Source organism: Priestia taiwanensis, from assembly GCF_014638355.1.
GTDB classification, from domain to species: Bacteria; Bacillota; Bacilli; order Bacillales; family Bacillaceae_G; genus Priestia_D; species Priestia_D taiwanensis.
The window spans coordinates 1,198,064-1,224,408 of sequence record NZ_BMFK01000001.1 but is presented as its reverse complement, the minus strand read 5'-3'; the positions used below and the strand labels follow the sequence as shown (position 1 = coordinate 1,224,408).

Annotated in this window: 24 protein-coding genes and 2 pseudogenes; 17 read left to right on the top strand and 9 right to left on the bottom strand. The window is 34.8% G+C overall.

Annotated elements, in window-relative coordinates:
* Positions 1–38: 38 nt before the first annotated feature.
* On the bottom strand, positions 39–674 hold the full coding sequence (locus tag IEV41_RS06470) for a 2OG-Fe(II) oxygenase (RefSeq protein WP_188387591.1): 636 nt from the start codon (positions 672–674) through the stop codon (positions 39–41).
* 306 nt (positions 675–980) lie between these two features.
* Here IEV41_RS06470 and IEV41_RS06465 point away from each other — a divergent pair, with 306 nt between their 5' ends.
* The gene (locus IEV41_RS06465; protein ID WP_188387590.1) at positions 981–1,895 is read left to right on the top strand and encodes a serine hydrolase domain-containing protein; all 915 of its coding nucleotides are present in this window, start codon (positions 981–983) and stop codon (positions 1,893–1,895) included.
* Positions 1,896–1,957: 62 nt separating this feature from the next.
* Here the strand turns inward: IEV41_RS06465 and IEV41_RS06460 are convergent, their stop codons facing one another.
* On the bottom strand, positions 1,958–2,134 hold the full coding sequence (locus tag IEV41_RS06460; protein ID WP_188387589.1) for a hypothetical protein: 177 nt from the start codon (positions 2,132–2,134) through the stop codon (positions 1,958–1,960).
* Between the two features lie 339 nt (positions 2,135–2,473).
* On the opposite strand from IEV41_RS06460, the gene IEV41_RS06455 reads away from it, so the two are divergent.
* The 3 genes from IEV41_RS06455 to IEV41_RS20160 all read left to right on the top strand — a co-directional run bounded on the left by IEV41_RS06455 (position 2,474) and on the right by IEV41_RS20160 (position 4,956).
* A complete protein-coding gene (locus IEV41_RS06455) occupies positions 2,474–3,229 on the top strand; it encodes a M15 family metallopeptidase (RefSeq protein ID WP_373284165.1) in 756 nt (251 codons plus the stop codon).
* An 88-nt stretch (positions 3,230–3,317) separates the two neighbouring features.
* Positions 3,318–4,526, top strand: coding sequence for an NO-inducible flavohemoprotein (gene hmpA, locus IEV41_RS06450; RefSeq protein ID WP_188387588.1), 1,209 nt, complete (start codon positions 3,318–3,320; stop codon positions 4,524–4,526).
* Positions 4,527–4,824: 298 nt separating this feature from the next.
* A complete protein-coding gene (locus IEV41_RS20160; RefSeq protein WP_268235132.1) occupies positions 4,825–4,956 on the top strand; it encodes a hypothetical protein in 132 nt (43 codons plus the stop codon).
* 468 nt (positions 4,957–5,424) lie between these two features.
* Here IEV41_RS20160 and IEV41_RS06445 read toward each other — a convergent pair.
* Positions 5,425–6,858, bottom strand: a pseudogene (locus tag IEV41_RS06445) (IS4 family transposase).
* A 497-nt stretch (positions 6,859–7,355) separates the two neighbouring features.
* Here IEV41_RS06445 and IEV41_RS06440 point away from each other — a divergent pair.
* Positions 7,356–8,003 (top strand): glycosyltransferase, encoded by a 648-nt coding sequence (locus tag IEV41_RS06440; protein ID WP_188387587.1) that lies wholly within the window; start codon positions 7,356–7,358, stop codon positions 8,001–8,003.
* Between the two features lie 58 nt (positions 8,004–8,061).
* Here IEV41_RS06440 and IEV41_RS06435 read toward each other — a convergent pair whose 3' ends face one another.
* On the bottom strand, positions 8,062–9,639 hold the full coding sequence (locus IEV41_RS06435; RefSeq protein ID WP_188387586.1) for an FAD-dependent oxidoreductase: 1,578 nt from the start codon (positions 9,637–9,639) through the stop codon (positions 8,062–8,064).
* Between the two features lie 183 nt (positions 9,640–9,822).
* Here IEV41_RS06435 and IEV41_RS06430 point away from each other — a divergent pair, with 183 nt between their 5' ends.
* The gene (locus tag IEV41_RS06430) at positions 9,823–12,150 is read left to right on the top strand and encodes a glycoside hydrolase (RefSeq protein WP_188387585.1); all 2,328 of its coding nucleotides are present in this window, start codon (positions 9,823–9,825) and stop codon (positions 12,148–12,150) included.
* Positions 12,151–12,185: 35 nt separating this feature from the next.
* Here IEV41_RS06430 and IEV41_RS06425 read toward each other — a convergent pair whose 3' ends face one another.
* Complete coding sequence (locus tag IEV41_RS06425) at positions 12,186–12,695, bottom strand: Crp/Fnr family transcriptional regulator (RefSeq protein WP_188387584.1); 510 nt, start codon at positions 12,693–12,695, stop codon at positions 12,186–12,188.
* A gap of 310 nt (positions 12,696–13,005) precedes the next feature.
* Here IEV41_RS06425 and IEV41_RS06420 point away from each other — a divergent pair, with 310 nt between their 5' ends.
* The 5 genes from IEV41_RS06420 (at position 13,006) to IEV41_RS06400 (ending at position 18,657) form a co-directional block, all read left to right on the top strand.
* A complete protein-coding gene (locus tag IEV41_RS06420; protein WP_373284201.1) occupies positions 13,006–13,797 on the top strand; it encodes a C39 family peptidase in 792 nt (263 codons plus the stop codon).
* A gap of 26 nt (positions 13,798–13,823) precedes the next feature.
* Positions 13,824–14,501 (top strand): response regulator transcription factor, encoded by a 678-nt coding sequence (locus IEV41_RS06415; protein ID WP_188387582.1) that lies wholly within the window; start codon positions 13,824–13,826, stop codon positions 14,499–14,501.
* Positions 14,498–16,336 carry a HAMP domain-containing sensor histidine kinase gene (locus tag IEV41_RS06410; RefSeq protein WP_188387581.1) on the top strand — a complete coding sequence of 613 codons (1,839 nt, stop codon included), beginning with the start codon at positions 14,498–14,500 and terminating at the stop codon, positions 16,334–16,336. The genes IEV41_RS06415 and IEV41_RS06410 overlap by 4 nt, the downstream gene beginning before the upstream one ends.
* Before the next feature lie 260 nt (positions 16,337–16,596).
* Positions 16,597–17,187, top strand: coding sequence for a TetR/AcrR family transcriptional regulator (locus IEV41_RS06405; RefSeq protein WP_188387580.1), 591 nt, complete (start codon positions 16,597–16,599; stop codon positions 17,185–17,187).
* Positions 17,188–17,508: 321 nt separating this feature from the next.
* Positions 17,509–18,657: an MFS transporter gene (locus tag IEV41_RS06400; protein ID WP_188387579.1), complete on the top strand. Its 1,149-nt coding sequence runs from the start codon at positions 17,509–17,511 to the stop codon at positions 18,655–18,657.
* Between the two features lie 327 nt (positions 18,658–18,984).
* On the opposite strand, the pseudogene IEV41_RS06395 reads toward IEV41_RS06400, so the two are convergent.
* Positions 18,985–19,485: pseudogene (locus tag IEV41_RS06395) on the bottom strand (histidine phosphatase family protein); the annotation flags it as partial.
* 259 nt (positions 19,486–19,744) lie between these two features.
* Between IEV41_RS06395 and IEV41_RS06390 the strand changes: the two are divergent.
* Complete coding sequence (locus IEV41_RS06390; protein WP_188387578.1) at positions 19,745–20,284, top strand: DUF6241 domain-containing protein; 540 nt, start codon at positions 19,745–19,747, stop codon at positions 20,282–20,284.
* Between the two features lie 129 nt (positions 20,285–20,413).
* Here IEV41_RS06390 and IEV41_RS06385 read toward each other — a convergent pair whose 3' ends face one another.
* Entirely contained in the window at positions 20,414–21,202 is a 789-nt protein-coding gene (locus tag IEV41_RS06385; protein ID WP_188387577.1) for an enoyl-CoA hydratase, read from the bottom strand.
* Positions 21,203–21,491: 289 nt separating this feature from the next.
* On the opposite strand from IEV41_RS06385, the gene pyrE reads away from it, so the two are divergent.
* Entirely contained in the window at positions 21,492–22,019 is a 528-nt protein-coding gene (gene pyrE / locus IEV41_RS06380; RefSeq protein WP_188387576.1) for an orotate phosphoribosyltransferase, read from the top strand.
* Between the two features lie 35 nt (positions 22,020–22,054).
* Here pyrE and IEV41_RS06375 read toward each other — a convergent pair whose 3' ends face one another.
* Complete coding sequence (locus tag IEV41_RS06375; protein ID WP_188388702.1) at positions 22,055–22,879, bottom strand: DUF4037 domain-containing protein; 825 nt, start codon at positions 22,877–22,879, stop codon at positions 22,055–22,057.
* 371 nt (positions 22,880–23,250) lie between these two features.
* Here IEV41_RS06375 and IEV41_RS06370 point away from each other — a divergent pair, with 371 nt between their 5' ends.
* The gene (locus IEV41_RS06370; protein WP_188387575.1) at positions 23,251–23,883 is read left to right on the top strand and encodes a LysE family translocator; all 633 of its coding nucleotides are present in this window, start codon (positions 23,251–23,253) and stop codon (positions 23,881–23,883) included.
* Between the two features lie 271 nt (positions 23,884–24,154).
* A complete protein-coding gene (locus IEV41_RS06365) occupies positions 24,155–24,325 on the top strand; it encodes a hypothetical protein (RefSeq protein ID WP_188387574.1) in 171 nt (56 codons plus the stop codon).
* Between the two features lie 173 nt (positions 24,326–24,498).
* Here IEV41_RS06365 and IEV41_RS06360 read toward each other — a convergent pair whose 3' ends face one another.
* Positions 24,499–25,011, bottom strand: a complete 513-nt coding sequence (locus tag IEV41_RS06360; protein WP_188387573.1) for a DinB family protein — start codon at positions 25,009–25,011, stop codon at positions 24,499–24,501.
* Positions 25,012–25,246: 235 nt separating this feature from the next.
* On the opposite strand from IEV41_RS06360, the gene IEV41_RS06355 reads away from it, so the two are divergent.
* Together IEV41_RS06355 and IEV41_RS06350 are read left to right on the top strand one after the other, a co-directional pair.
* Entirely contained in the window at positions 25,247–25,429 is a 183-nt protein-coding gene (locus tag IEV41_RS06355) for a hypothetical protein (protein ID WP_188387572.1), read from the top strand.
* Positions 25,430–25,804: 375 nt separating this feature from the next.
* Positions 25,805–26,152, top strand: a complete 348-nt coding sequence (locus IEV41_RS06350) for a hypothetical protein (RefSeq protein ID WP_188387571.1) — start codon at positions 25,805–25,807, stop codon at positions 26,150–26,152.
* The last annotated feature ends 193 nt before the right edge of the window (positions 26,153–26,345 follow it).

The following is a 26,345-nucleotide window of genomic DNA, read 5'->3' as shown; positions in this document are numbered from 1 at the left end:
TCACATAAAAGATAATGTACCTATCTTTAAATATAGAATTAATATAATGGCTTTCTTCTAACCCATTGCGTTGCAACCCACTTTTCCCCTTTTGTAACGGGGGCACCACCGTGTAGAGTTAGTTCGTTTAATGCGGTATCTTGGTAAAAATATTCAAAGTATACTGCCATTCCTTTTTTCGGTGAGACAGACAGATTCAGTTTGGGGAAGAATGTTTCTCCGCCTTCTTCGACATCATTTAAGTACATCACAAGCGTACTAATACGGTTGTTCTGTGCAGCTTTACTATTTTCTGCAAAATAATCATAATGTGCTTTATATTCTTGGCCAGGTTGATAGTTTAAAATATGTAATCCTTCTCCGTGTTCAACAGGGACATTCATAATAGAAGAAATTCGTCTCTCAATTATGGTAGCGATTTCATTTTCTTCTAAAAATGCACCGCTACTCGTACGCATGTCATTCTCTTCGCGTGATACACCAATTTTAGAACGTTTCACTTTATTTCTAGACATATCAATTAATGCTTCACATTCTTCGTCACTTACTACATTATCTAACACAACGATTAGAGGTGCTTCAAATTTTGAAATAACGTTAATTTCTCTATCTTCTGTTGCAATTTTGTTTCCTGTATGATTGAAAATCGTTTGTTCCTTGTTTTGTGTTGGCATATTCTCTATCTCCCTAACAAAAAATGATTGTATATTATGAATATATCATATTTTTCTCTTTATTCCATTTTTTAAGAAAACTAGGCTGGGAATAGCTTACTATATGTTTGAATATACGCACAAAAAATCTCGATTCACTTTGGGATAGATGTCCAAAATAAACGGACCATATAACTTTTTCGATTTTTTTCTTTATTTTAAAAGTTCGAGAAAACTATTCTCTTAAAGTGTTCATTTCTTTTTCAAAATAATTCCGTGTTATAATGAAAAATCGTGAAGGACAGTTGAGAGTTGGAGGAAGATACGTTGAATTTTCGTGAAGTAGAAGAATTTTTTAAAACGAAAAATGTACATGCTTTTCTCGTTCATCAGCATGGCGAGAAAAAAGTTACTTATTATAAAGCAGAAGAATGTACGAGTACCCCATACAAAATTAATTCTATTACAAAAAGTATCATGGCTCTTTTAATTGGAATTGCCATTGACAAAGGTTACATAGAGAATGTACATACACCAATCAAAACATGGATTCCGCATATCCCAAAGGAGAAAGAGAAACTGACACTGTATCATTTGTTGACGATGACAACAGGGGAGAAGTGGTATGAGTTTAAGAAGGAAGCGATTTTTCCGAAAGAGTTCGCGAACGCGAACAATTGGGTGGAGCATATTGTGGATACACCGATGAATGAAGATCCAGGGATAGCTATGAATTATAATTCTGGTTCGTCTCATCTACTTAGTTATATTTTGCAAGAAGCAACATCAATGACGACAGAAGTGTTTGCGATGAAATATTTATTTGAACCAATGCGAATAGAGGATGTTACATGGCAACAAGATGCACAAGGTGTATATAATGGGGGCTTTGGTATGGCGATGCTGGTCGAAGATCTTCTCAAAATCGGTATACTTTGTTTGCAAAAGGGAGAATGGGACGGGCAGCAATTAATTTCAAAACAGTGGATAGAAGAATCGACAGAGTCTTTATTTCGAACGTATGAACATGTTGGCTCATACGGATATCAGTGGTGGATACTTAATTCACATAAAGACGATTTCCCGTATCATACATATTTTGCGATGGGATTTGGCGGACAATTCATTATTGTTATTCCACAATTAGAGCTTGTTTCAGTTATTCATAGTTACATGCCAAAGAGGGGATTAATACCGTTACAGCAGTTTCTGGCGTATATAAAAAACGAATATTCCTTCTAAAGAAAACACATCTTTATTAACTAAGATAAAGATGTGTTTTCTTTTTCTATATAGATGAAATACTATTTTAAGATAACTTCTCGTGTGAACACTTCATAATTCTCTTCTACTGGATTTTCCACATTTTCTTGTATCCACTTAGTTGCTTCCTCTAACGTTTCGAAAATTCCTAATGAATTTTCATATTTCATATCTTCTTCATATGCTGCTTCTATTACTTCGAATCCTGTTTTATGCATGACTAATAGTCTCCTTTTATGAATCGTAATTTATTTAAAATATAACATATTTAGTAAATTTGTACTAAAATCTAGTTTTTTTCTAGTTTGATAGATTATCTATGTATTTCAAAAAAGTGATTAAATCTTAGAAGTTGCTTCTTTCTTTATCATATATAGCACAGAAAATTTGAAAAGGATGTGTTACTAGTATGGTACGGAATATAAGAGGATGAAGAATCATGTAAATAACTAAATAGACCAATAAAAATCACTTTTATTTCAGCCTAGCTTTATATGAACTTTATATGAGTCTATTACTATAAAGAAAAAATATGTGATTTGAGGAGAAATAGTAATATGCTTAAAAATAAAAAACATAAAATAAAAGTAATAGGAAGTGCGGCTGTCATTGCATGTGTAGGCAGTATTGGGTTATATATGATGAATGCTCGTGTACAAAAAGTAGGGAATGTAGTCCATGGACAGGAATATGTTGCTGACAGAGAAGTCGCAATAAGTAATGAGCCTTCTACAAAAAATAGAGGGACTAATCCAAACAATATACAAGTTGTTGTAAACAAAACACATAAACTCCCAGACGGTTACAGACCAACAGATTTAGTCGTACCAAATGTATCATTTTCATTTAATGGTGTTGTAGAAAAAAGCCATTTACGAGAGGAAGCTGCTAGAGCGTTAGAAAAGTTATTTGCATTAGCAAAAGAAGAAGGAATAAAATTGAATGCTGTATCGGGATTCCGTTCACATCAATATCAACAAGCTGTCTATAAAAATAGTATTAATAAAAATGGAATAGAGCATGCAGATCGCTTTTCAGCAAAACCAGGACATAGTGAACATCAAACAGGGTTAGTAATGGATGTGTCAGCCAATAGTGTCAATAACGCATTGGAGCAATATTTTGCTGATACGAAAGAAGGGAAATGGTTGAGGGATAATGCTCATCGTGCAGGATTCATTATCCGTTATCCAAAAGGAAAAGAGCATATTACTGGATATGCATATGAGCCATGGCATCTGCGTTATGTAGGAAGTATTGCGGAGGACATATTCAAGCAGCAAGTAACATTAGAAGAATATATGGGCCAATAGTAGCGAATTTAAACAGTGTGATTTAAATCACAACTTCTCTTCCTTATATCCTTTACAATAAAAGTATAAAAAAGAGGGAGTGAGTCACATGTTACAAACAAAAACAATCGAAATTGTAAAATCAACTGTGCCTTTATTACAAGAAAAAGGTGTAGAAATTACGACACGCTTTTATGAAATTATGTTCGGTGAGAACCCCGAGTTATTAAATATTTTTAATCATACAAATCAGAAAAAGGGAAGACAACCACAAGCGTTAGCGAATGCTGTATATGCAGCCGCGATGTATATCGATCAACTAGAAGTTATTGTTCCTGTGGTAAAACAAATAGGTCATAAGCATCGTAGTTTAGGAGTGAAGGCAGAACATTATCCAATCGTCGGTAAATGTTTGCTACAAGCAATTAAAGAAGTAGCAGATGCACCGCAAGAAGTATTAGATGCGTGGGCAGAAGCATATGGTGTCATTGCGGATGTGTTTATTCAAGTAGAGGCAGAGATGTATAAAGAAGCAGAAGAGCAAGCTGGGGGATGGAGTGACTTCCGCCCGTTTACAATTGTGAAGAAAGAAACAGAAAGTGATGTAATTACGTCCTTCTATTTACAACCAGTAGATGATGGGGAATTATCTACTTTCTTACCAGGTCAATATGTAAGTGTGCAAGTGAACATAGATGGGGAACAATACACACATATTCGTCAATATAGTTTGTCTGATGCTTCTGAAAAGGGTTACTACCGTATAAGTGTCAAGCGTGAGAAGAGTATAGCTACCCAAAATGGTATCGTGTCTAACTATTTACATGACCATAAACAAGAAGGAGATACGTTATTGCTCAGTGCACCAGCAGGTGATTTTGTATTAAATAGAGAAAGTGAGTTGCCGGTTGTTCTTATTAGTGGTGGGGTAGGAATTACACCTATGATGAGCATGTTCAATACGTTAGCAGGAGAGAAGTCATCCCGAGATATAACATTCATTCATGCGGCGCTAAACAGTAACGTTCATGCGATGAAAGGACATGTAGAACGAGTAGCAAAAGAAAATGACCATGTACGTGCATATACATGTTACTCTGAACCAACAGAACAAGATAAAGAAAATAAAAGCTATGATAAAGAAGGGTTCATTGATTTAGAGTGGTTACAGTCTGTTGTGCCATCTATCGAAGCTGAATTTTACTTCTGTGGTCCAGTATCATTCATGAAACATGTGAAAGCGATGTTAAAAGAAATGGGAGTAACTGACGAGCGAATTCATTTCGAATTCTTCGGACCAGCAGCAAGTCTAGATTAATAAAATACCCCACTTGTTAGGTAAATTTAACAAGTGGGGTATTTTTTGTTCGTTAATTGTTTCAAATGATTCGTTTGTTACATGAGTGTGCAATAACACATCATACCTCGGTATGATGTGTTATTGCATTTCATTTTCATCCATTGCTTAGCTATATGGATATACAATGTACATGAAGTCAACAAGAGCAGATTGTGTATATATTCGTCGAACTTTGTTTAAAGGACAATGTTTAGAAAGTTTAGATAAAATGATATGTTTTTAATATGTAGACTATTGATAATAAAGGAGATGACTTATGAAAAGGGTAATGAAGAAGAAAAAATTTAAAAATATTACAGTATCGTCTGTATCCGTTGTTATGCCGATTATTTCAATTATTCCAGGTGTTTCATATGAAGAACAAAATGTAAATAATATAAACAAATGAAAAAAAACATATTGGTAGTAATATGGGCTGTTATTCTTTTGTTTTTTTTATCCATTATTTATTATTTAAAAAAGATAGATAGTATCGGACTATTAACATTTTGGATTCTTGGTTTTTTAGTTGGATATTTAGGTAAAATTACTCTTCAAAGAATAATTTGAAAAAAGTGGTAGTTGTTTGATTTTAATGAATAAGGTTGAAATGAACATAAAAAGTGATGGGAGTATCTTATTAAGCTTTTAGGGCGTTAAATTTTCTTTTGAAGTTTATGGTAGCTATCTGGGCATTCTCTTTATGTAAAAGATTAATTCTTAGCGTACGAACTTAACATTTTGTTGGTAGTATCCCATCGCCATCAAGCTAAGAGTACCAAGGGAGTATATGTGAGTGTGTTTCTGTGAAATTTCTACGAATCCATTAAAGATGTGCATAACAAATAAACCTATCAATTAGGTGTTTAAAAAAATATTATGCAACCTTGTAGCTTTTTGACAGCGTATAATCATACACAACACCTAAGATATCGAAAACGGTTTTCTTTTCGTACCGGTGAGATTTTCTCCCATTTTTCTCTAAAAGGTGAAACAAACGAAGCAAAACTTTTAATAATTCATCGGTTCCATTCTGTATTCCCTCATAAAACAATAGATAATAATTCTTTATCATATAGATGGATTTGTATTCACTTAACTCTTTCTTTTTTTTGTCTAAGAGTAACTGACGCATTTTGAACATCGTCGATGAACAGAGTAAAATGCTAATGAGTTGCCCGTATAAATGGCATTCTAAGCGTTCTTTTTTGATTTCTTTGCACTTGTCAATTTGAAAGAAAGATTTCCAAGTTTTGAACAAAATTTCAATTTGCCAGCGTAATGAATACAAGTCATGGATATGTTCCGTTGGAATATTTTCTGCAGAAAGATTTGTAATATACACGTTGATCCCACTTAACCGTTTACTTCGTTCTTTGTAGATAATACCTTTCTTTTTTTCTTTTTTAGCTTGTTCTTTTAGTCTTTTCTCTGTTTGCTCTTTTGTTAATCGATGAATAATAACACGAGCTGGTAATTTTTGATACTGTCCAATATATGCTTCTGAAATCTCCATTGTTTGACCAGGAGACAGTTGATTCATGAGTTCTTCCATATCTAACTGAATCTAGAGTGTTCCTTTCTTTACAGTCCCATTTTGAAAATAATCTGGCTTCTCATTCTTACGATAGGTTCGGGAATTTAATTTCAGACGTGAGATATGGTAGGCCCCTTTATCATGGATACCTTGTAAGTCATGTAAATCGAAATAGCCTAAATCTCTTATATACAAGTCTTTTGATCGAATGGTTTGTAGGGTTGTGGAACCAAAGGCTTTATCATTTTCTCTGCCTTCTCCTACATAAACGTGCAGGAATTTCCCACTCAATAGATCATACTCTAATTGAATTTTGACTCCTGCCGTATGGCTACTTCCACCTGAACCTTGGTAATGTGAAGAAAACGTATCTGGAAGCTGAAATGTTGTAGAATCTAGAACCCGAATGTGCTTAAAGGTCGTGGAATATTGATGAATTATTTCTTTTGCGGAATAAATTCTTTGAGTTAAAAGATTAGCTAGAACTTGTTCGAGAAACTGTACTGCGGAAGCATTAAATCGTTGGTTAAGCCCTTCAGGGATGATAAGAACACCTGTAGACGCTTCGAGATAGCTACATAATTGTGTGAGTGATGTACTTGCGACCTGTTGGCTAAGCCATACACATAAAGCTACTAATTCCTTTGCTTGATATTTACTCTTTCGCTGAACGAATCCTTTTTCTTTAGCTAGATGTTCGAGGACATGAGGAGACATGCGTCGTTGTAATTCTTCAGCAATCGGTTGAAGTTCGTCAAGAATCGAAAGATTCATAAAAAACGCCATCCTTTCTTATAATTCTATAGAAAGGATAACGTTTTATTTACTTGATGAATAGTGATAAATCTTAGCTTGATGGGGATGTGGTAGTATCCCTAAAAGAAGAAACATCTGGATTGATAGAAATATCTGGTGTATGTTAACGGTAAGCGACGTGTCACATAGTAGACTCGTCGCTTTTTGTAATCTTTTCTTATGTTGCTGTATGGGCAGTAATTGTGACATTGATATTTGGAGGAATTACTAGGACTATATTATCTTTTGGTGATGTCGAGCTAGTAGACACAGGGCTACTTATTACTTTCATGTGAATCACTCCTCAAAAATGTTTTTACTATATGATATGAATGAAAAGGACAAGTTGTATCTGTTGAATAACTAAGTATAGAATTTAGAAAATTCAATAAATATGTTTCTTTATAGAATAAAAGGTGCGAGGTAATCAAATAGTAGTAAAGTGTGTGACTTTAACGAAAAGGAGATAAGTATGTATGAAGAAACAACTCCCTAAATTAATGGTATTACTCGCATTTTTATTATTTGTTGTTTCCCCTTTAACAATCGAGGCAAAAGGAAAGCATCATTCACAAGCGCATTGTTTTACTAAGCCATCCATACAATTAATGAATACGATGCGGAGATTATGGACCGACCATACGACATGGACACGGAGTTATATCGTAAGTGCTCTGTCAGATTTGCCGGATCGAGATAAAGTAGTAGAAAGATTGTTGAGAAATCAAGATGATATTGGAAATGCAATAAAACCTTATTACGGAGAAGCAGCAAGTAATAAGTTAGCTGAGCTACTAAGAGAACATATTCTCCTTGCAGGAAAAGTTGTTGAAGCGGCCAAAAGCGGTAATCAAGGTGAATTAGAAAAGTATAATAAGGAATGGTACAGAAATGCGGATGATATTGCGGTATTTCTCAGCAAAGCAAATCCAAATTGGAGTACGAAGGAGTTAAAAGATTTGTTATATATGCATCTGAGAATGGTCACAGATCAAGTTGTAACAAGGTTGAAAAAGGATTGGTATGCGGAGATTATTGCGTATGACCAAGGTGTAGACCATATTATGAAAATAGCCGATGCATTAACAACAGGGATTGTTAAGCAGTTTCCAAATAAGTTTTAAGTAAACACCTCAAAAAGCAACCCAGCCGATTTAAGGCTGGGTTTTTATATTATGCAAGTTAATAACCAGAGTCTTCGGAGAGAAGGTTATCTAGCATTGTATAGTCATACTGTTGAAGTGGTTTCTCAGCAGGACCTTCAATTACTTCTCCTGTATAAGAAAATCGAGAGCCGTGGCATGGGCAATCCCACGTACAGTCCCCGTTGTTCCATTCAACTTCGCATCCTATGTGTGTACATGTTGTATCTACAACATAGAGCTTTCCTTCTGTATCTCTATAAGCGCCTTTTCTATGTCCATTGATAGTAACGACACCACCTTCGTTATGGGAGAGGTCACTCAGAAGCTTATTGGGATGTTCTAGCTTCCCTTTAATTAAATGGCCCACAACGTTTGCATTTTCTACTAGGAAGTTCTTCAAGCTCGGATTCATATGGAAGCGTGAAGGGGTATATACTTCTCGGTAGATGTTTTGTCTTCTCAATACAGCATCTCGGAATAGCAAGGCAGCAACAGTGCCATTCGTCATTCCCCATTTACGGTAGCCAGTAGCGATTAAGATATTCTTTTGACTAGGAGTGATTTCTCCAATGTACGGAATTTTGTCTACTGTAATTAAATCTTGGGCTGACCAACGGTGTGGAATTGTTTCAAGCCCGAAAACGTGTTGACCGAAATCCTCGAGAGCTTTGTAGTGACTAAGTATATCACCACCTTGTCCTACTTTATGACTTTCTCCAGAAATAAGGACCATTTCCTCCCCGTTAATGGTAGCCGAGCGAAGAGAACGCTTTGGTTGATCTGCACTAATATACATTCCACCTGGATATTCTTTGTTTGTTTTAGCTGCAATGACATATGAGCTGTCTGCGTGCATTCGTGTAGAGTACAAGCCAGCTCCTTCATAAAAAGGGAAATGCGAGCAAGATAGTACGTAATTTGCAGTAATTTGTGCTCCGTCACGTGTGAAAACAATCGGTTGTTCTCCTGTGTGTATATTCACTGCTGTCGTATTTTCGAAAATATATCCACCTTTCTCGGTAATTAATTGTACAAGATGGGATAAATATTTAAGCGGATGGAATTGTGCTTGCTTCCTCATTACAAGTGCATTATGTATAGCTATATCGATAGGGATTTCATCTACTAGTTCACCTTCAATACCTAACTTCTCATATGCTAGGGCTTCTTTTTCTAATTTACGTGCGTATTCTTCTGTTGTAGCGTATATGTAAGCATCTTGGTTTACGAAATCGCAGTCAATGTGTAATGTGGTAACCAATTTTTCAATGAATTTTAACGCATCTACATTTGCCTCATAGTACAACCGTGCGATTGATTGTCCGGTATGTTGAATGAGTTCATCGTAAATTAAATCATGTTGCGCAGTGATTTTAGCTGACGTATGTCCTGTTGTTCCATTCAGTAATGTATCTGCTTCAAGAATAGCAACTTTCAAGCCTTCATTTACCAAAAGATAGGCAGAAGTAATACCTGTAATGCCTCCACCTACGATAACGACATCAACTTGTATGTCCTTATTTAAGCGAGGGTAATTTGGTAAGTGAAGCGCCTCGGTCCAGTATGAGTGTGTATGTTGAGGTAAGTTTTGATTTGTATAATGATTATGTGTCATTATAAATCCTCCATTCGATGTTTTATAGTAGCATTATGTCCAGTTAGAATGGAGATAAACTTTTCTGTATGATTTGAATACTACTTTGCTAGTAGTAACATTTTATTTTTGAAAAATCAAACTTCTCCTTTGTAACATTAGCGTCACATTGAAGTTTTATAGTGATAGCAGGAGGGAATGTTAATGAATAAAAAAATAAAATATTTCATCATACCAGCTACTGTTATCACGCTGATTGCTACAGCTAGTATTGGATATTATGTGAAGAACGACACAAAGATAAAGGAATATACGAACATACCAGTAGACTTTAACTATGGTGATTTCGCATTTGATGTAAATCCAGAAACAGGTGAGATTATTGTTGAAAAAGACGGAGTAAAAGAAAGTGCGTCAATGCCTTTGCCAAAGCAGAAGGTAAGTAATGTAAAGCAATCTGAAAACCTTGTTTCATGGGATTATCCTGACGAGAAGATGAGCGCTAAAGTAGAAAAGAAAGAGCATTATTTGGATATTTCTTTCACATCCAATGGTGCGAGTGAATTTGAATGGCCAAAAGTGAGCGCCAAGAGCTATATGCTACCAATTGGAGAAGGGAAATATATTCCGAGTGACGATAAAGCATGGAAAGAATTTTTGAAAGATGAAGAATTAGCATTAATAGAAAGCTTTTCAATGCCATTCTTTGCATTAAATAAATCCGATTATTCTATTTTGTATATTGCTGATAAGGCATTTAATAATACACTTCATTTTAATACAGATGATAAGATACAATTTAGTATGAAACATGAGTTTCCATCTATTAATGAGAACAAAGAGTATGGCTTTAGATTATATGTGACAGAAAATAATCCAACACATGTTGCACAAATTTATAAAAATTATATCATTGAAAAAGGCGAATTTAAAACACTTCAACAGAAAGCAGAGTCAAATCCGAATATTGAAAAGTTATACGGGGCGCCTCATATTTATTTCTGGGCTGATCAAATGATTACAGAAGACGATATTCATTGGAATAAGATAAGAGAACAAATGGATGCGGAGTTTGTAACATGGATGAAGAAATTGTTAACCAATCACACAGAAGATGGTGCTGGCGAGTTTGAAACAATTATTGCACAAGTGAAGAATCAAGATTATGTGGATAAATATCAAAAAAGGGTTATTACAACGTCAATTAATCAAGTATTGAAAGTAGAACAGTTCTACAATCCAGATATTTTCCCTGATGTAGATAGTAAAACAAAAAAGTTACTAGATAAAGGTGTAGGAAATTTAAGTGAGCAAGAATTATATGAATGTAACAAAGGATTGCTGAAAGGAAAATTAAAAGATGCTACTACAGATCTTGATACATGGGCAAAGAAAACGACAACAGATGTAATGGAAGATATGTACGATTCTGGAATTACAAAAGCGTGGGTTGGTCTATCTAATTGGGCAAATGGCTTAATGAATCCTGCAATGGTAGAGCAAGCAAATGACCAAGGTTATTTAATTGGTCCCTATGATTCTTATCACTCTATTCATGAGAAAGGGAATAGAGATTGGAATACAGCTAGCTTCGAAGATAAGTCATTATATGAAGAAGCTACTATTATCAATAAAGAAGGTAAGTATATACATGGGTTCTTAGGGCGTGGTAGAAAATTAAATCCAACGTTATCATTACCAAGTGTACAAAGTCGTACGGGAAATATACTTCAAAATGGCATTCTATTTAATTCTTGGTTTATTGATTGTGATGCAACTGGTGAAATTTATGATGATTATTCACCACATCATCCAACAACACAAGAAGAAGATTTACAAGCTCGTTTAGAGCGTATGGATTATATCGCAAAAGAACGAGGAATGGTAATAGGATCAGAAGGTGGTAATGACTTTGCAAGTAGCGTAATTGCATTCGCACATGGTATTGAAACACCTGTTATTAAATGGGCTGATGCAGATATGAGAAAAAACAAAGATAGTGAATATTATGTAGGTGGATACTGGGCACCATCTGGAAATACACCAGATAGATACGGGAAACAAGTACCTATTAAATCAGAGTATCGAAATATTTACATCGATCCAGCATACTCTATTCCATTGTATAAATTAGTATACAATGACTCAGTTATTACAACGCACCACTGGGAATGGGGGAGCTTGAAAATTAAAGATGAAGTCGGTAACCGAATGTTAACAGAACTTCTTCACAATATCCCACCGTTATATCATGTGGATGAAAAAATGTGGAATGAGAATGAAGACATGCTTGTAAACTACTTAAGCACATGGTCACCGTTCCATGAAAAAGCAGTCAAACAGCCGATGACAAGTTTCAAAACGTTAACAGAAGACCGTCTTGTACAAAGTACAGAATTCGGAGAAGAATTAAAAGTAGTTGTTAACTACTCAGCGGATGACTTTAAGTACGAAGGTGAAACAATTAAAGCAAAAACAGCTGTTATTTACGGTGTAGACGGAAAGCAAGTATTTGATGCTTCAGCTTATTAAATAAAGATGGTTCCTGCACAACGCAGGGACCATCTTTATTTTTCCTTCTTCAATTGTTCTCGTAACAAACGATTGACTGTCTCACGCCTAATTCCAATTAATTGCCCGATTTCTGTTTGCGTTAATAATTCATAGATTGGAACTTCTCCTAGATAGGTAGAAAACCATTCTTGTAAAAGTATAAGACGTTCTCGTGGTGAAACGGTAGTAAGTTGATCGATACGTTGCTGCATCATTCTTAACTTTGTTTGCAATTGCAGGGCAACTTCCGCATATGACTCAGGATTTTCTTTTAATTGTTTGTACCATGTATCGCTAGGAATAACTTCTATTTCAGCTGTTGTTAATGCAATGGCCGTGCCGTGATAATCTTTAGGCGAAATTAATGAATGATGCGGAATTGTTTCACCAGGCACGATAATGTTGAACAAGAAGGCTGAACCATCTTCTTGTAGACGAATCACTTTCAATAAGCCACTCTTTACATGGTACAGCGGTCCATCTTCTCCTTGGCGGAATACAACTTCGCCTTTTTGTAAAATCATGTGAACACCTCTTTATGTAATCTAGCAAGTAAATAGTTACTTATAGAAGTTTTGTATGTTGGTTACTTTTTTTATTATAGAATAGAAGGATTGCAGAGGTAAAACTATACGACTGATGACCTGTAATCTATTTTAGTATTTCTGATATAAGTAGAAGAGGGAAGATATATGTAAGTACTATAGAATAAATCTTTACCTCATCTTTATATAAACTTATGTTAGATTATATTTTACACAGGTTTCATCTATATTTCTCTTTTTTATACTTTCCTTAGATAAAGGGGAGATGAAAATGAAAAGAGACATGAAGATGAGAAAAATAAAGAGAAGACGAATTGGTGCTGTAATTATACTTTCAGCTGGAGTTGTATTTAGCGCATCCTATTTTGGCGGAGTAGATAAATATATTGCGAAAGCATTTAATAAGTATCCTGTTGAAGAAACATCTAGACCTAACCCTAGTTCGGTCGGAGAATCAGCTAGCTCTAGTCCTAGTCCTATTGAAGAAAAAGTCAAGCATCCGTTAGATGTTCCCCTAGTGCTACAAAAGCCAGAATTAATGCGTGGATGTGAAGTTACAAGCCTTGCGATGGTATTGCAGTATAGAGGGATTTATGTAGATAAAATGGATTTAGCACAAAAAATAAAATATGAACCGTTCCAGCAAAATGGTATAATGGGGAACATGCACGAAGGATTTGTAGGAGATATGCGTACATTCAATGAGCCTGGATTAGGTGTGTTTGTTGAGCCAATCCTCGATGTAGCAAAGCGATATGTTGATGAGTCTAAAATTGTGAATTTAAGTGGCAAACAAGTTGAGCAACTATATGAAACAATTGATATGGGATCTCCTGTATGGGTTTTAACAAATGCGTTATTTAAAGAATTGCCTGATAATCAGTATAAAACGTGGAATACTAATCAAGGTAAGATGAAAGTAACGTATCAACAACATAGCGTTGTTGTGACTGGATATGATGAAAATTACGTATATATCAACGATCCGTTAAAGAAAGATAAGAATAGAAAGATGGATAGACGTAATTTTGAAACAGCCTGGATTCAAATGGGAAGACAAGCAATGACAATTCTTCCGTAAATCGTTAAGGATTGGAAGCGATCAAGATGAAAACAATTTTAATTATTGAAGATGAAAAGGTTATACGTGAAAGTGTAGCCTTTTACTTTATTCATAATGGATATGAAGTACTAACTGCCAAGGACGGAGAAGAAGGGTTAGAATTATTTGCGACAAACCAAGTTGATCTAGTTATATTAGACATTATGCTTCCGAAAGTGGATGGGTGGTCTGTTTGTCGGCGTATCAGGAAGCAATCTACAACACCAGTTATTTTGTTAACGGCAAGAAGTGACGAAGAAGATACGTTGCTTGGTTTCGACTTAGGAGCGGATGATTACGTAACGAAGCCGTTTAAGCCGTCTATTTTGCTTGCTCGAGCAAAAAGATTATTGAAAGCGGTAGAGAAGTTAGAAGTAGGAGCAAATGATATTAAGTTATGTGGGATTCACTTGGACAAATCAGCACGTATCGTAACAGTAGAAGGTGAACAAGTACCATTAACATGGACAGAGTTTGAATTACTACGCTCTTTAATGGAACATAAGGAGCAAGTACTTACGCGTGAAACATTAATGGTTGCTATTTGGGGATATGAATATATTGGAGATGATAAGGCTCTAAATACGCATATTCGTAATTTGCGCCATAAGCTTGGTGAAAAGGCGAAACATATTGCAACTATTATTCGAGTAGGATATAAATTTGAGGTACATACAGCATGAAGCGGAAGATTGTCTATCAGTTTTTCTTTTTAACATTAGCACTATGTAGCTTTCTTATTGCGTTTATTTTTATTGGACAATATTTCATTGTCCAATATTTGTATATAGATAAGGAAAAGGAAAATATTCAATATAATTTAGGCAAGTATTATGAAACATATAAAGGGAATATAGAGAATGGACAGTTACTTCAACAAATTGAGAGCTCTTATTTTAATAATCAAGGCATAATGATTACACGATTGGATTCACTAGGAAATATAAAGGAACTTCCGACAGGTGATTATTACCTGTTAGCTGTTGACGAAAAGTCAAAGAAGACATCAAAAATAGTATTTAATAATATTGTAAATGCGAAGGAAGATAAGAGTGGGGATTTCCAAGTAATTATTGAGAGTTTCAAGAATGAAGTTGCAAATAATGCCCAGTTTGAAGGGGTAACGAGAAAAGACGATACAAGTATTGTAACTCCTCTGTCGGTATGGCTAAAAGATTCTAATCTTCGCTTTGCGACATCTAATGAAGATGAGATAAAGAAAGCAATTCAGATAAACGGAGTAATTGCGTACCCTAGTCAGGTAGGTCATCATTTTTATGTACAGGGTCACCAAGTACAAGTTACGGATATTCATTTTCCGCAATATGAAAACGACAATCTTGATAGAACGTTATACGGTAATCTAGGATTAGCAAATCAAATTATAAACTTTCAGACAGAATGGTTGACAGGAAATATAGAGTTTCAGCAAGATAACGATTGGCAACAACGCGAAATATCTATCAATGGAATCCAATATATTGAATCGGTGAAGCCTGTTATAGAAAATGGTGAAGCAAAAGAATTTATTTATACACTTACTTCTATCCAGCCATTGACGAAAGTAACAGATTTGATGAAGGATTATTATGGTTATATTGTCGCTGGAGTATTCTTGCTGACTATTATCATGTGTATGTATTACTCAAAGATTATTACGAAACCGTTGTTGAGAATAAATGACGTGACGAAAAAGATTATTAACTTTGATTTTCAAGAAAAGATACCAGTAACGTCCAAGAATGAAATTGGTGAATTATCAGCCAACATTAACGAGTTATCAACGCGAATAGAAGCATACATTGATAAATTAAAAGAAGATATCGAGAAAGAGCAAAAGTTAGAGAAAACAAGGAAAGATTTCATTGCAGGTGTATCACATGAATTAAAGACACCGCTTAGTGTACTACAAATTTCTGTTTCCATGTTGCAAGAGGGGATTGCACCTGAAAGAAATGAATATTATTGGAAGACTATTGAAGATGAAATTGAAAAAATGAACGTATTAGTGAATGAAATGTTGAATTTGGCTAAATACGAATCAGGTACGTACACTATTTCGTTAGAAGAAGTACAGTTGCACCTTATCATTAAACGGGTATATGAAACATTACAGTTCCAAATAGAAGACAAATCGTTACACGTACGATTGGATGTTGAAGACGTAGTTGTATACGGAAAAGAAAATTTATTAGAACAAGTTATGATAAATTTGCTGACGAATGCAATACGTTATACGGAACAGAAACAACATATTATTGTTAAGGTAATCGATGAGGGAAGTAGAGTTTGTGTAACCGTTGAAAATAAGGGAGCTCATATAGAAGAAGAGATGCTGGAGAAGATATGGGATCAGTTCTACCGAGGGGATGTTTCTAGGCACCGTGCAACAGGTGGAACAGGATTAGGTTTACCAATTGTGAAGAAAATTCTAGAATTACATCATGCAGAGTACGGGGTAACCAATACAAATGACGGAGTACTATTTTATTTCTATTTAAATAAAGTCAAAAAATAATGTAAAATACCCCGGATTAATCTTATATTATTCGGGGTATTTGTGTTGACATGCATAGGGGTTATTCATTTTGTAAAGAAGTATGTTTTATATCCCCTGTTATTGGAAGGGGATTTGTTGATGTTGTACTCTATAGAATATTGATTCAGAATAAGGGTTAACACTGTCTTCTCTGTTTGACAAAAGAAAAGGAAAGATGTATATTTAAGATGTTAGTGTACACTAACATGCTAGGGAGTGAATGGAATAGGGGGTATTTGATGACAGAACATTCAATCAGTACAGCGGATAAAATTTTATCTGTAGCAATCAATTTGATGTCCGAAAAAGGATTTAAAGCAGTATCTACGAAGGAAATTGCCAAAGCTGCATCTGTTAGTGAAATGACAATCTTTCGAACGTTTGGTACAAAGAAAAATATTTTAGATGAAGCAGTTAATAAATATTATTATTCATCGCCTTTAACAAAATTATTTGAAGAGCAGATTAAGTGGGAGTTAGCGCATGATTTGCAAATGATAAGCAAGGCATACCTTGAATTAATGTCACGTAATAGGGAAGTATTTCTTATTGCTTTAATGGAGCGGAATACACTTCCAGAAATGAATGAGAAGTTAACGGCCCATCCCCTTAAATTGAAAGAGATGTATATTGAATATTTCAAAACGATGCAACAAAAAGGGAAGGTTATAAAAGGAGATCCTGAAGCACAGGCATGGGCAGTGATGAATGTAAGCTTTGGAAGGTTTGTTTCCGATATTATTTCTAGTGGATTAGTGAAGCAGTTACCTTTTGAGGATTTTGTAGCGAGTACAGTATATATTCTTGTCAGAGGGTTAACTCCAGAATAAAAGGGGTTAACATTCTTTTTTAACTAAAATGTTAGTTAGTGGTAACTAACATTTTAGGGTAGGAGGAGTTTATAGGTGAAATCCATCATTCTCTAATGTACCTTACTTAAATGTTAAAGGAGATTGGCATTTAAAAAAAGATTACTACGTGGATTTTTGTGAGGTATGGAAGGGACTCATTAGGAATTGCGAAAGAAGGGCTAGTAGTAATAGAGCGGGGTATCGTCCTTTATAGAAGATAATACATTGTATCGCGAATGTGTGGGAGCAAGAAGAGATTTAATATAAGGCTCTATGAAATTAACAGGAAGAGGAATAAATATGGAACGTTTATGGACAAAGAAATATGTAATGTTAATAGTAGTATCATTTTTGTTATTCAGTAGTTTTTATTTACTAATGCCAACTTTACCGATTTTTGTAATGGAACTTGGTGGAAGTGAGTCACAAGTAGGACTTATTGTTGGAATTTTTACTTTATCAGCCGTTATTCTTCGACCAATTATTGGTGGATTAGTGGATAAATATGGTCGTCGTGTTTTTATGTTAAGCGGATTAGTATTATTTGCAATAACAATGTACACATACGATTGGATTACAAGTATCTTTGGATTAATTATCATACGGATAATCCATGGTGTGAGTTGGGGAGTGGCAACAACTGCAACGAGCACGGCTGTAACAGATGTTATCCCAGAATCACGTCGCGGCGAAGGAATGGGATGGTATGGACTTGCGATGACATTAGGAATGGCAGTGGGACCTATTGCAGGGATTTGGCTTGTAGAATCACTTTCATTTCACTGGCTATTTCTTATTTGTACAGGATTAGTAGTCGGTGCACTAGTCAGTGGATATAGTATTAAATTACCAACTGTAAAGCAACAAAGTAATCAGTCAGTATCATTTTATGAAAAAAGAGTTTTACCTATTGCACTCGTGATGTTTTTCTTATCAATTACGTATGGAGGGATTATGGCATTTCTTCCCTTATTTGCGACAAGTATTGAGGTAAATGCAGGTGTGTTCTTCCTTGTGTATGCTGTAACATTAACAATTATTCGTCCTCTAGCAGGAAGAATATCAGATAAATATGGCCAAAAGAAAATTATTGTACCTGCGCTTGCTATTGTAAGCATTGCGTTAGTTGTATTGACAATAACAAACGGTCTAATAGGCTTCGTTATTAGTGCTATTTTGTACGGAATTGGATTTGGATCAGCACAACCGGCGCTTCAAGCGGCAACGATTCAATTAGCACCACCAGAGAAGAGAGGAGTAGCAAATGCGACATTCTTCACTGCTTTTGATTTAGGTATAGGCTTAGGTTCTATCTTACTAGGCTTTGTATCACAATTCATGGGGTATCAAGTGTTGTTCTTTATATGTGCTGTAGTAGCAGGAATTAGTTTTGTTCTTTTTATGATATTTGTAAAAGAAATCTTACCGAAAGTAGTAGCAAGTAAGTGAAGTGGGAAGAAGAAAATCAATTTCTTATATTTAAAGTAGGATTTTTGGAAAGAATACTATTTTCCTAGTTATGTTATACAAAACATATATCCAAATATAATATATAGTGCTAGTCATATATGAAACTTAGTTAAATCATTAAAATACATTTACAGAAAAGAGGATTTTCGTATAAAACCAAACTATACAAGATGAATCTAGATAAATGATTCTAGAAGATTCGTTGCAGAATTTAGTACCGAATATGGCGTGTGAAATACCGAAGTTAGTATATTATTTTACTTCTATATTAGAACAAGGCGAATCCAATATATGCGATTCGCCTTGTTACGTTACGGAAGAATGAAATTGATATGTTTTGTAATCGCCATTATTGGATGAATAACGAATGATATTTTTATCTTCTGGGATACCATTGAAGTAAGCATCGATACAGCCTGTTGTACAACGATGTCCCGAGAGCAAAATATTCACCTTTTGGTCTTCATATGTATGTTGTAGTTCTTGCATAAAGTGGAATATTCGTTTTGCATAATCGTTTATATCCTCTACACCATCATAGATAGATGGGTTAGGGATTGCACCGTATAATGCAACTTCTTCTTTTTTCAGATCGTCAGCTGTTCCTAAATTAAAGACATCTAATCTCACATCGATAGTAGGAGTGATACTAGTTGCAATTTCGGCAGTTTGAACGGCTCTTTCTTGTGGAGAAGAGAAGGCATAATGGAATGTAACCTTCTTCAATTTCTCGCGCAATGCCTCTGCTTGTTTAATACCTTCTTCGTTAAGGGGTAATCCATTTCGTCCTTGTAATCTACCTTCTTTATTAACATCGGTTTATCCGTACCGAATGACATAAATCATTATACATGCTCCCTTCATGAAAGCATTGGATGTTAGCTGTGTGTAGAAGTCTATGTTGTTTTACATACTTAATCTTAGCACTAAGTAATAAGTTGATAAACTTTTTAGAGAGATCAAGAATCAGTATATTACTAGTCGTCTTTAGATAAACAAAAGAAGCACGATAAATCGTATATTTGGTATAATATATTTTAGATAAAAAGGTAGGTAGGGGATATAGATGAAGAAAAAAGGGTTGTATTGGATTTTAGGGATATTGGGTGCTTGTATTTTAACAGCCGGAGTTGCATACGGAGTAAAATATGCGATGGATGGTAGGACTGACAAGACATCTAATGAAGTCGCAACAGAAACAAAGGTCGAAGAGGCTGAGGTGAAACAACAACTCGAAAAAACAGATATGACGGAGAGTGCTGTCATTGATATGATGCATAAAATGACTCATCAAAAGGTAAAGGCCGATCAAAAGTGGGGAGCCATTCCTATGTCTGTTGAGAATGCAACAAAAGTAAGGGATGCGATTAAAGCGAGTGATTTTAAAAATAAAGTAGCGTTATTAGAGATTGCTGAGAGATGGGTGCAACGCGATTTTAGTAAAGTAGATCAAGACCATAATTACTTTTGGAAGATTCAAGGTGGAACGATTGGTAAGGCTGAGGGGATCTTATCAAAGACAGAAGAATTGAAGTTTGCTCGTCGTAATTATGAAGATCAAATTGTTCAGAAGTTACTTGAAGTTGGGGACTTGGTTGAGAAATAGTTTTGTAAGAGCCTGTTAGGAAGAAGAAAGATTCCTAACAGGCTCTTTATTAGAGAGAAGTGAGCAGATATATCCTAGTGAGTAGGAAAGGTACTTTTGGAAAGCCTGAGTACTCTATTTCACGCTCATTTACTCTCCTAAAAACTGTGGAGTTCTTCTTTCAGAGAATGCGCTTAGTCCTTCTTGGTGGTCTTTCGTATTACGCATCGTTAATTGTCCAATTGTTTCTAACTTTAGTACTTGTAGTAATTTTTCTTTATTTAGAGCTGTGAAAAGTTTTTTCGTTTCAATCATTGCCAGTGTAGGTTTTTGCAAGATATCCTTTGCTTTTTCTTTAATACTTTCTTGGAAGTCATCAGAAAGAATACCATCTATTAAGCCGATATTTAATGCTTCTTCTGCCGTTAATTTTTGTCCTTCCCAAATAAGTTGCTTTGCTTTCACTTCGCCAATTCGATTTTGTACGAAGAAATGTCCACCAACATCAGGAATTAAGCCAAGTCCAATGAAATTCATTGCTAGTGGTGCTTTCGAATTTGCATAGACGTAATCAGCAGCAAGCGCAATACTTAGCCCTGCTCCTACACAAGCCCCATTTATTGCACTTATCACGATTTTTGGTAGCGTATATAAGCAAAGAGATAATTCTTTTGCGGCATCCATCACACGAGGCAAAATCGTTTTATCTTCATTCATTAACATTCCTTTTATATCGCCACCAATAGAGAAGGCACGACCTTCTCCCCGGATAATAACGACATCACATGTGCTTGTTGCTACTTCTTTAAGTTTCGTTGTTAATAACTTAATTGTGTTCTCATCAAGTGAGTTCAAAATTTTACGACGGTTGATTGTGACTGTTGCCAATCGTCCTTCATATTCTACCATTATTTCGTTTTTTTCTCTTACGTCTGTCATTGTAGCTCCCCCTTTTTATAGCCAGGTGTCTCTGATGTTTGTCTGTATCGATTATATAATGAAAAGTGAATTTATTAATATCAGATACTAAAGGTTACTTGTATATTCTACCATTATAGTTGAGGGTTTCACAATGTTTAAATCGGGAAATTAGTGAACTATTTGACAATTGGATAGGGAATCAAGAGGAGTATGTCGATTTTTCGTTATGAAAATTGGGACAGGATAATTGTATGGAATTTTCTGTCGATGGTATAATCAAGGAGATTTTGCCGAGGGGAGGTTTAGTATGAATCACGAAACGTTAGCAAGAAAAGTATCTGACACAGCGCATTTAACAGGAACATTTACACTTCGTTCTGGACAAGTATCGAATCAATACTTTGATAAATATTTGTTCGAGTCGAATCCATCATTATTATTTGAGATTGTAAACCGATTGAAAGAGAAAATTCCAGCAGATACGGAAGTTTTAGCTGGATTAGAAATGGGAGGTATCCCTGTTGCAACAGCATTATCACTACAGACAGGCATCCCAGTAGTATTTGTACGTAAGAAAGCGAAAGAGTATGGAACATGTAAGTTAGCAGAAGGTGTAGAGATTGCTGGGAAGAAAGTGTGTGTTGTAGAAGATGTCGTAACAACAGGCGGGCAAATTATTTTGAGTACAAATGATTTACGAGAGCACGGAGCAATTATTGATAGCGTACTATGTGTCATTGATCGATCTCCAGAAGATAAGAAGAATCTATTAGAACATGATCTACAGCTGCATTCTTTATTTACGATGGATGAGCTGTTGGGTAGCATAAAATAATAGAGGAGGGGGTCGTAAAACCTCCTCCTTTGTTGTTATTTAGTATAATGAATAGCTTCCTTTTGCTCCGAAATATTTAATTCAGGGAGATGAGTTTCGACTAATTCAATTACTTCTCTAATTAATATTTCTAACTCGTTTACACTATTTTCTGGCTTGTCTATTAATATAGCACTCATCCGCTCAGAAAGGTTGTCCGGTTTAATCGCCATGTTGTCTATATTGTATGCCATCCATTTGAACGTAGGATGGTGGACATACATTTTGTTTAATCCGAACAGTACACCAAAGACTTTCTTTTGCACGTCACATAGTACATCATATAGCATGAGCCAATCTTGCCGATTCAGAAGTGCCTCACGGTTATTCCAGCGATTACCGAACCGTAGATTGTCTGAGATCATTTGCTTGGAAAGTTGGAGAGGGTAGGTAGCGATTTCTTTCTTTAAACCAATTATGGTTTCCTCCCCATACAAACTTAATCCATCATGAACAGAAGCAACAATACATTGTTTGTCATAGTCTGTCTCGAATTGCTTTACAACATCTGAGACAAATCGTTTTACTGTTGAAGTAAGAAAGTTACTAATTTCCAGCTTAATATCATCCTTCGTTATGTAAGCTTCTGACCATTCTTCCTCTTCAAATGGATGATAAGACAATATTTCTCCATCAACAAGATTAATTGGATAGTTACGGTCTTTATCCTCAGGCGGAGCCGACCATAAAATGTGCAATTCAATATCAGAATGTTCATCTTGTAAGTTACGCGAGACAGAACCAGCAAGAATAACGGATTCTACCTTAGGGTTCTGTTGATAAATTGCTGCCATTTCTCGTGCTTTGTCGATTAGTTGCATATTAGTTCTTCCACTATAATAGGCCTTCATGTTCCATCCTTTTTAAACAATCTTCTATTTATTATACAAAATAGAAAGAATATTTCGGAATCATACGATTTAATTATATTCGGAAAAAAGACATTTTATATAAGAGGAATAATGGAACAGTTCGTATAAAGAAAGATTAACCATCTATTATCCCACAGCAAAAAATCTTAAAAAAACCTAGGATGGACTAGTATTCTTTAAAAATATCATTATTAATTTCATAGGAAGGATGAATAAAAAACTATATATTCGAATAATTATGTACAATTATGTTAGGCTTTTATGTTAATATAAATACAAACGGACGTATGAAGGTATCAATTTTGAAAGAAGTGTTGTTTTTGAGCTTATTTTTCACGTATTTTTTAGCAGGTCTTGCCATTGCGATGCCTGTTGGGGCAATGACTATTGAAATGACAAAGCAAGGTTTAAAGAAAGGATTTTTTCATGGTTGGGCTGTAGGGTTAGGTGGAATGACAATAGATTTCCTATTAATTATTGCATTATACATGGGGTTAGCTTCTATACTTTCTCTACCTTATGTTCAAATTCCAATGTGGCTTATCGGCGCATGCTTCTTAGCATTTCTAGGTTATGATTCTATCAAAAATTCAGATCAAGATATTATATTAGATGGCAATATCCCAAATAAATCCATTTTCAGTTCTTATCGTAACGGTTTACTAGTAGCTATGTCACCAGGAAATCTCGTGTTCTGGATTTCTGTTTTTGGATCTGTGCTTTCTAACTCTTATGATAAACAACCGGTAGATTTTTTAATCGTTGGGGCTGGTATATTAGCAGGTATTCTCGCTCATGATGTTGGTCTACTATCAATTGTTGCATTAACAAGAAAAGTAATGAATCGTGCAATGATTAAATGGGTATCGATAATTGCTGGATTTATATTAATAGGCTTTGCTGGATATTTCCTTTATGAGTTCATTATCGCAATACAAGGAATTGTTGCGTAGAGAGATTGGTGAACGCTCCCACTTACATGTTAACGAATCTTGAAATAGTGGAGTTTCGTTAACATGTTTTCTAATGGCTTTGTTGAATAGGTATAAAATGAAAAGGAGTAATTATATGTTTGACAATGGGATTACTCATGTTTCATTTTATATAGAAAAATATCTCAATAAGGTTACAATTAACTTACATTACTTAATTATGAAAAAAATGTATGTACAATAGAGAGGAAGGTTCTAAGGAATCTAAAAAACTAAACAAGAGGTGTGAACAATGTCGAAGTTAGGGAAAGTACTTCTAGCAAGTATTTTAATGTTATCGGGATTAGTAGTTGTAATCGAGAGTCAACACAAGGATAACGAAGAGTTAGTACAAAATAATCATAATACAGATCGGGGTATTGAAATAACACTGAACAATAATGGTGTAGGCGGGCATACGTAATACGCTACACGAAATATAAGCAACTAATAAACCGTCCGTTCAAAGGCGGTCTTTTTGCGTTATGCTCCTCGGCGACCTCCAGCTAGTTTACTTCGCTCAATATCTATCTCATTACGTAGTAAACGTTAGCGAAACAAAAAAGCTCCATCCATATGGACAGAGCTTCTATGATCCTATTTAACTTTCACAAGTGATTGTATTTCCTTTATTTGTTCTATATGGCGCTGTTCATGCAGATATATTAGTTCTATCCATTGATCGAGAAGTAATTCGCCTAATGCGGGGTGTTTGACCGATTTCTCCTCCAATATAGATACGTCTTCTATTCCATTAAGAAACGTCATCAATTTTCTTCTTGAAGCTTCTAACAAGTTAATCATTTGCTGAACTTCAAATGGTTCTAAGCTTGGTTCAATAATCTCTGGTGCTATAAATTTTTTCGTTCTATCTAATAATATAGAGTGAATTTCTCGACGTTCTTTTTGGATATTATCAATCCCTTTTAATCCAAATGAAATTACTTTGATAGCTGTTTCCTCTAGTAGAACTAAGTGATGACAAACTTGTGCTATACTCCACGTATCTATATCTGGCTTGCTATTAAATTGGTCATCACTCAACCAAGAAATCTCCTTTAACAGATTATTTCTCGTTTCAGAAAACTGATCATTTACAAATTTGTTCATGATATTTCTCCTTTTATCTGAAAGTGTATACATATATATTCTCTACAATGAAAAGGTTTTCCTTTGTTATTCCATGACATAGTATTTCAAGAAATGGTGCCAGAGTAGAAGTTTCATGCGCGGTATTTACTACGCATCCAGCTTGAAACTTTAGAAGAACTTTACAAACGCAAAGAAGGTACAAGCATATTATGTAATGTATCTGATTTGATGGAATAAGGGAGGTTAAAAGAGGATGACTGGAAAAAAACAAACTTTAAATTCCTACTCAATCGAACTTAAGCCACGAAACAATATAGAAAAGTCAAAAGAGCACATGGAACAATTGCAATACAAATTAGCGCAATCTAAGCGCTTTAGGGAAGGTATGCAAGCACTTGCTGAAGCAGGTAGGAAAGCAAAGGAAATGGGGTTGTGAACGAAAAGGTGGGACAAGTTTATGATAGTATGCTTTTAAAAAATAATACACAAAATCAAATACATTACTACTTACTTAACATTCTCGTAAACTATCCAATAAAAATTAAGCATAGTATGTAAAAGTTCTATCTGTTTGGGTAGAGTCTTTGTATATCATACAAAGCAAAAATAGGGATTGTTGCTAGTATACTTCTTCTTATAGTTTTAAGTGCTATGTTGAATATTTACATTTTCACTTAAACTAAAAAAATTTGATAAATACGTAAATATCATTGTTTATATTATCCATATATATTATTATTTAACTTTATTGGGGAAATAGAGTATTATAGAGGGGGATTTAAAGTTTAATAGCATTAGGAGGTTAAGTCTGTTGAAAAAAGCACTAGGATTTTTAATAGTAGGATTATTAGCATTCACTTTAGTAGGCTGTGAATCAAAAGATTGGTCAGGTAAATATGAAGTTACTAATGAGAAGTTAGATGATAGTGGTATTATGTATGTTAATGTTAAAGTAGAAGGAGTAACAGACGAGGATTCATTAAAATCTTTTATTAAGGACTTTAAAGCAAAGAATTCAGAGTATACCGCTCATGATTCTCTATTTATTAAGATAGATGATGGAGGAAAACTGAGTAATTATAAAGTAGCTAATACTGCTAAAGGTTCTGCTCAAACTGGATTAGACAAGAACACTGAAGCGTTTGAATATAAGGAGTAATGTTAAGAGAGCAGAAATGCTTTCTTTTTTTTTTTTTTTTTGAAATATCTGATAGGTTGAACATGGTAAGAGATGTGCAATTATTTAACTCACTGAATGGTAATTAGCAGTATCTTCATTATTAATATAAAATTTATATAAGATTGCTGTTCTTGTCTGTGTAATCAAAAGTTTGCAATGCTATTGAATATTG

Coding starts and splice junctions, on each gene's coding strand:
- IEV41_RS06470 (WP_188387591.1), bottom strand. CDS start 674: ATGCCAACACAAAACAAGGAACAAACGATTTTCAATCATACAGGAAAC.
- IEV41_RS06460 (WP_188387589.1), bottom strand. CDS start 2,134: ATGCATAAAACAGGATTCGAAGTAATAGAAGCAGCATATGAAGAAGAT.
- IEV41_RS06455 (WP_373284165.1), top strand. CDS start 2,474: ATGCTTAAAAATAAAAAACATAAAATAAAAGTAATAGGAAGTGCGGCT.
- hmpA (WP_188387588.1), top strand. CDS start 3,318: ATGTTACAAACAAAAACAATCGAAATTGTAAAATCAACTGTGCCTTTA.
- IEV41_RS20160 (WP_268235132.1), top strand. CDS start 4,825: ATGAAAAGGGTAATGAAGAAGAAAAAATTTAAAAATATTACAGTATCG.
- IEV41_RS06440 (WP_188387587.1), top strand. CDS start 7,356: ATGAAGAAACAACTCCCTAAATTAATGGTATTACTCGCATTTTTATTA.
- IEV41_RS06435 (WP_188387586.1), bottom strand. CDS start 9,639: ATGACACATAATCATTATACAAATCAAAACTTACCTCAACATACACAC.
- IEV41_RS06430 (WP_188387585.1), top strand. CDS start 9,823: ATGAATAAAAAAATAAAATATTTCATCATACCAGCTACTGTTATCACG.
- IEV41_RS06425 (WP_188387584.1), bottom strand. CDS start 12,695: ATGATTTTACAAAAAGGCGAAGTTGTATTCCGCCAAGGAGAAGATGGA.
- IEV41_RS06420 (WP_373284201.1), top strand. CDS start 13,006: ATGAGAAAAATAAAGAGAAGACGAATTGGTGCTGTAATTATACTTTCA.
- IEV41_RS06415 (WP_188387582.1), top strand. CDS start 13,824: ATGAAAACAATTTTAATTATTGAAGATGAAAAGGTTATACGTGAAAGT.
- IEV41_RS06410 (WP_188387581.1), top strand. CDS start 14,498: ATGAAGCGGAAGATTGTCTATCAGTTTTTCTTTTTAACATTAGCACTA.
- IEV41_RS06405 (WP_188387580.1), top strand. CDS start 16,597: ATGACAGAACATTCAATCAGTACAGCGGATAAAATTTTATCTGTAGCA.
- IEV41_RS06400 (WP_188387579.1), top strand. CDS start 17,509: ATGGAACGTTTATGGACAAAGAAATATGTAATGTTAATAGTAGTATCA.
- IEV41_RS06390 (WP_188387578.1), top strand. CDS start 19,745: ATGAAGAAAAAAGGGTTGTATTGGATTTTAGGGATATTGGGTGCTTGT.
- IEV41_RS06385 (WP_188387577.1), bottom strand. CDS start 21,202: ATGACAGACGTAAGAGAAAAAAACGAAATAATGGTAGAATATGAAGGA.
- pyrE (WP_188387576.1), top strand. CDS start 21,492: ATGAATCACGAAACGTTAGCAAGAAAAGTATCTGACACAGCGCATTTA.
- IEV41_RS06375 (WP_188388702.1), bottom strand. CDS start 22,879: ATGCAACTAATCGACAAAGCACGAGAAATGGCAGCAATTTATCAACAG.
- IEV41_RS06365 (WP_188387574.1), top strand. CDS start 24,155: ATGTCGAAGTTAGGGAAAGTACTTCTAGCAAGTATTTTAATGTTATCG.
- IEV41_RS06360 (WP_188387573.1), bottom strand. CDS start 25,011: ATGAACAAATTTGTAAATGATCAGTTTTCTGAAACGAGAAATAATCTG.
- IEV41_RS06355 (WP_188387572.1), top strand. CDS start 25,247: ATGACTGGAAAAAAACAAACTTTAAATTCCTACTCAATCGAACTTAAG.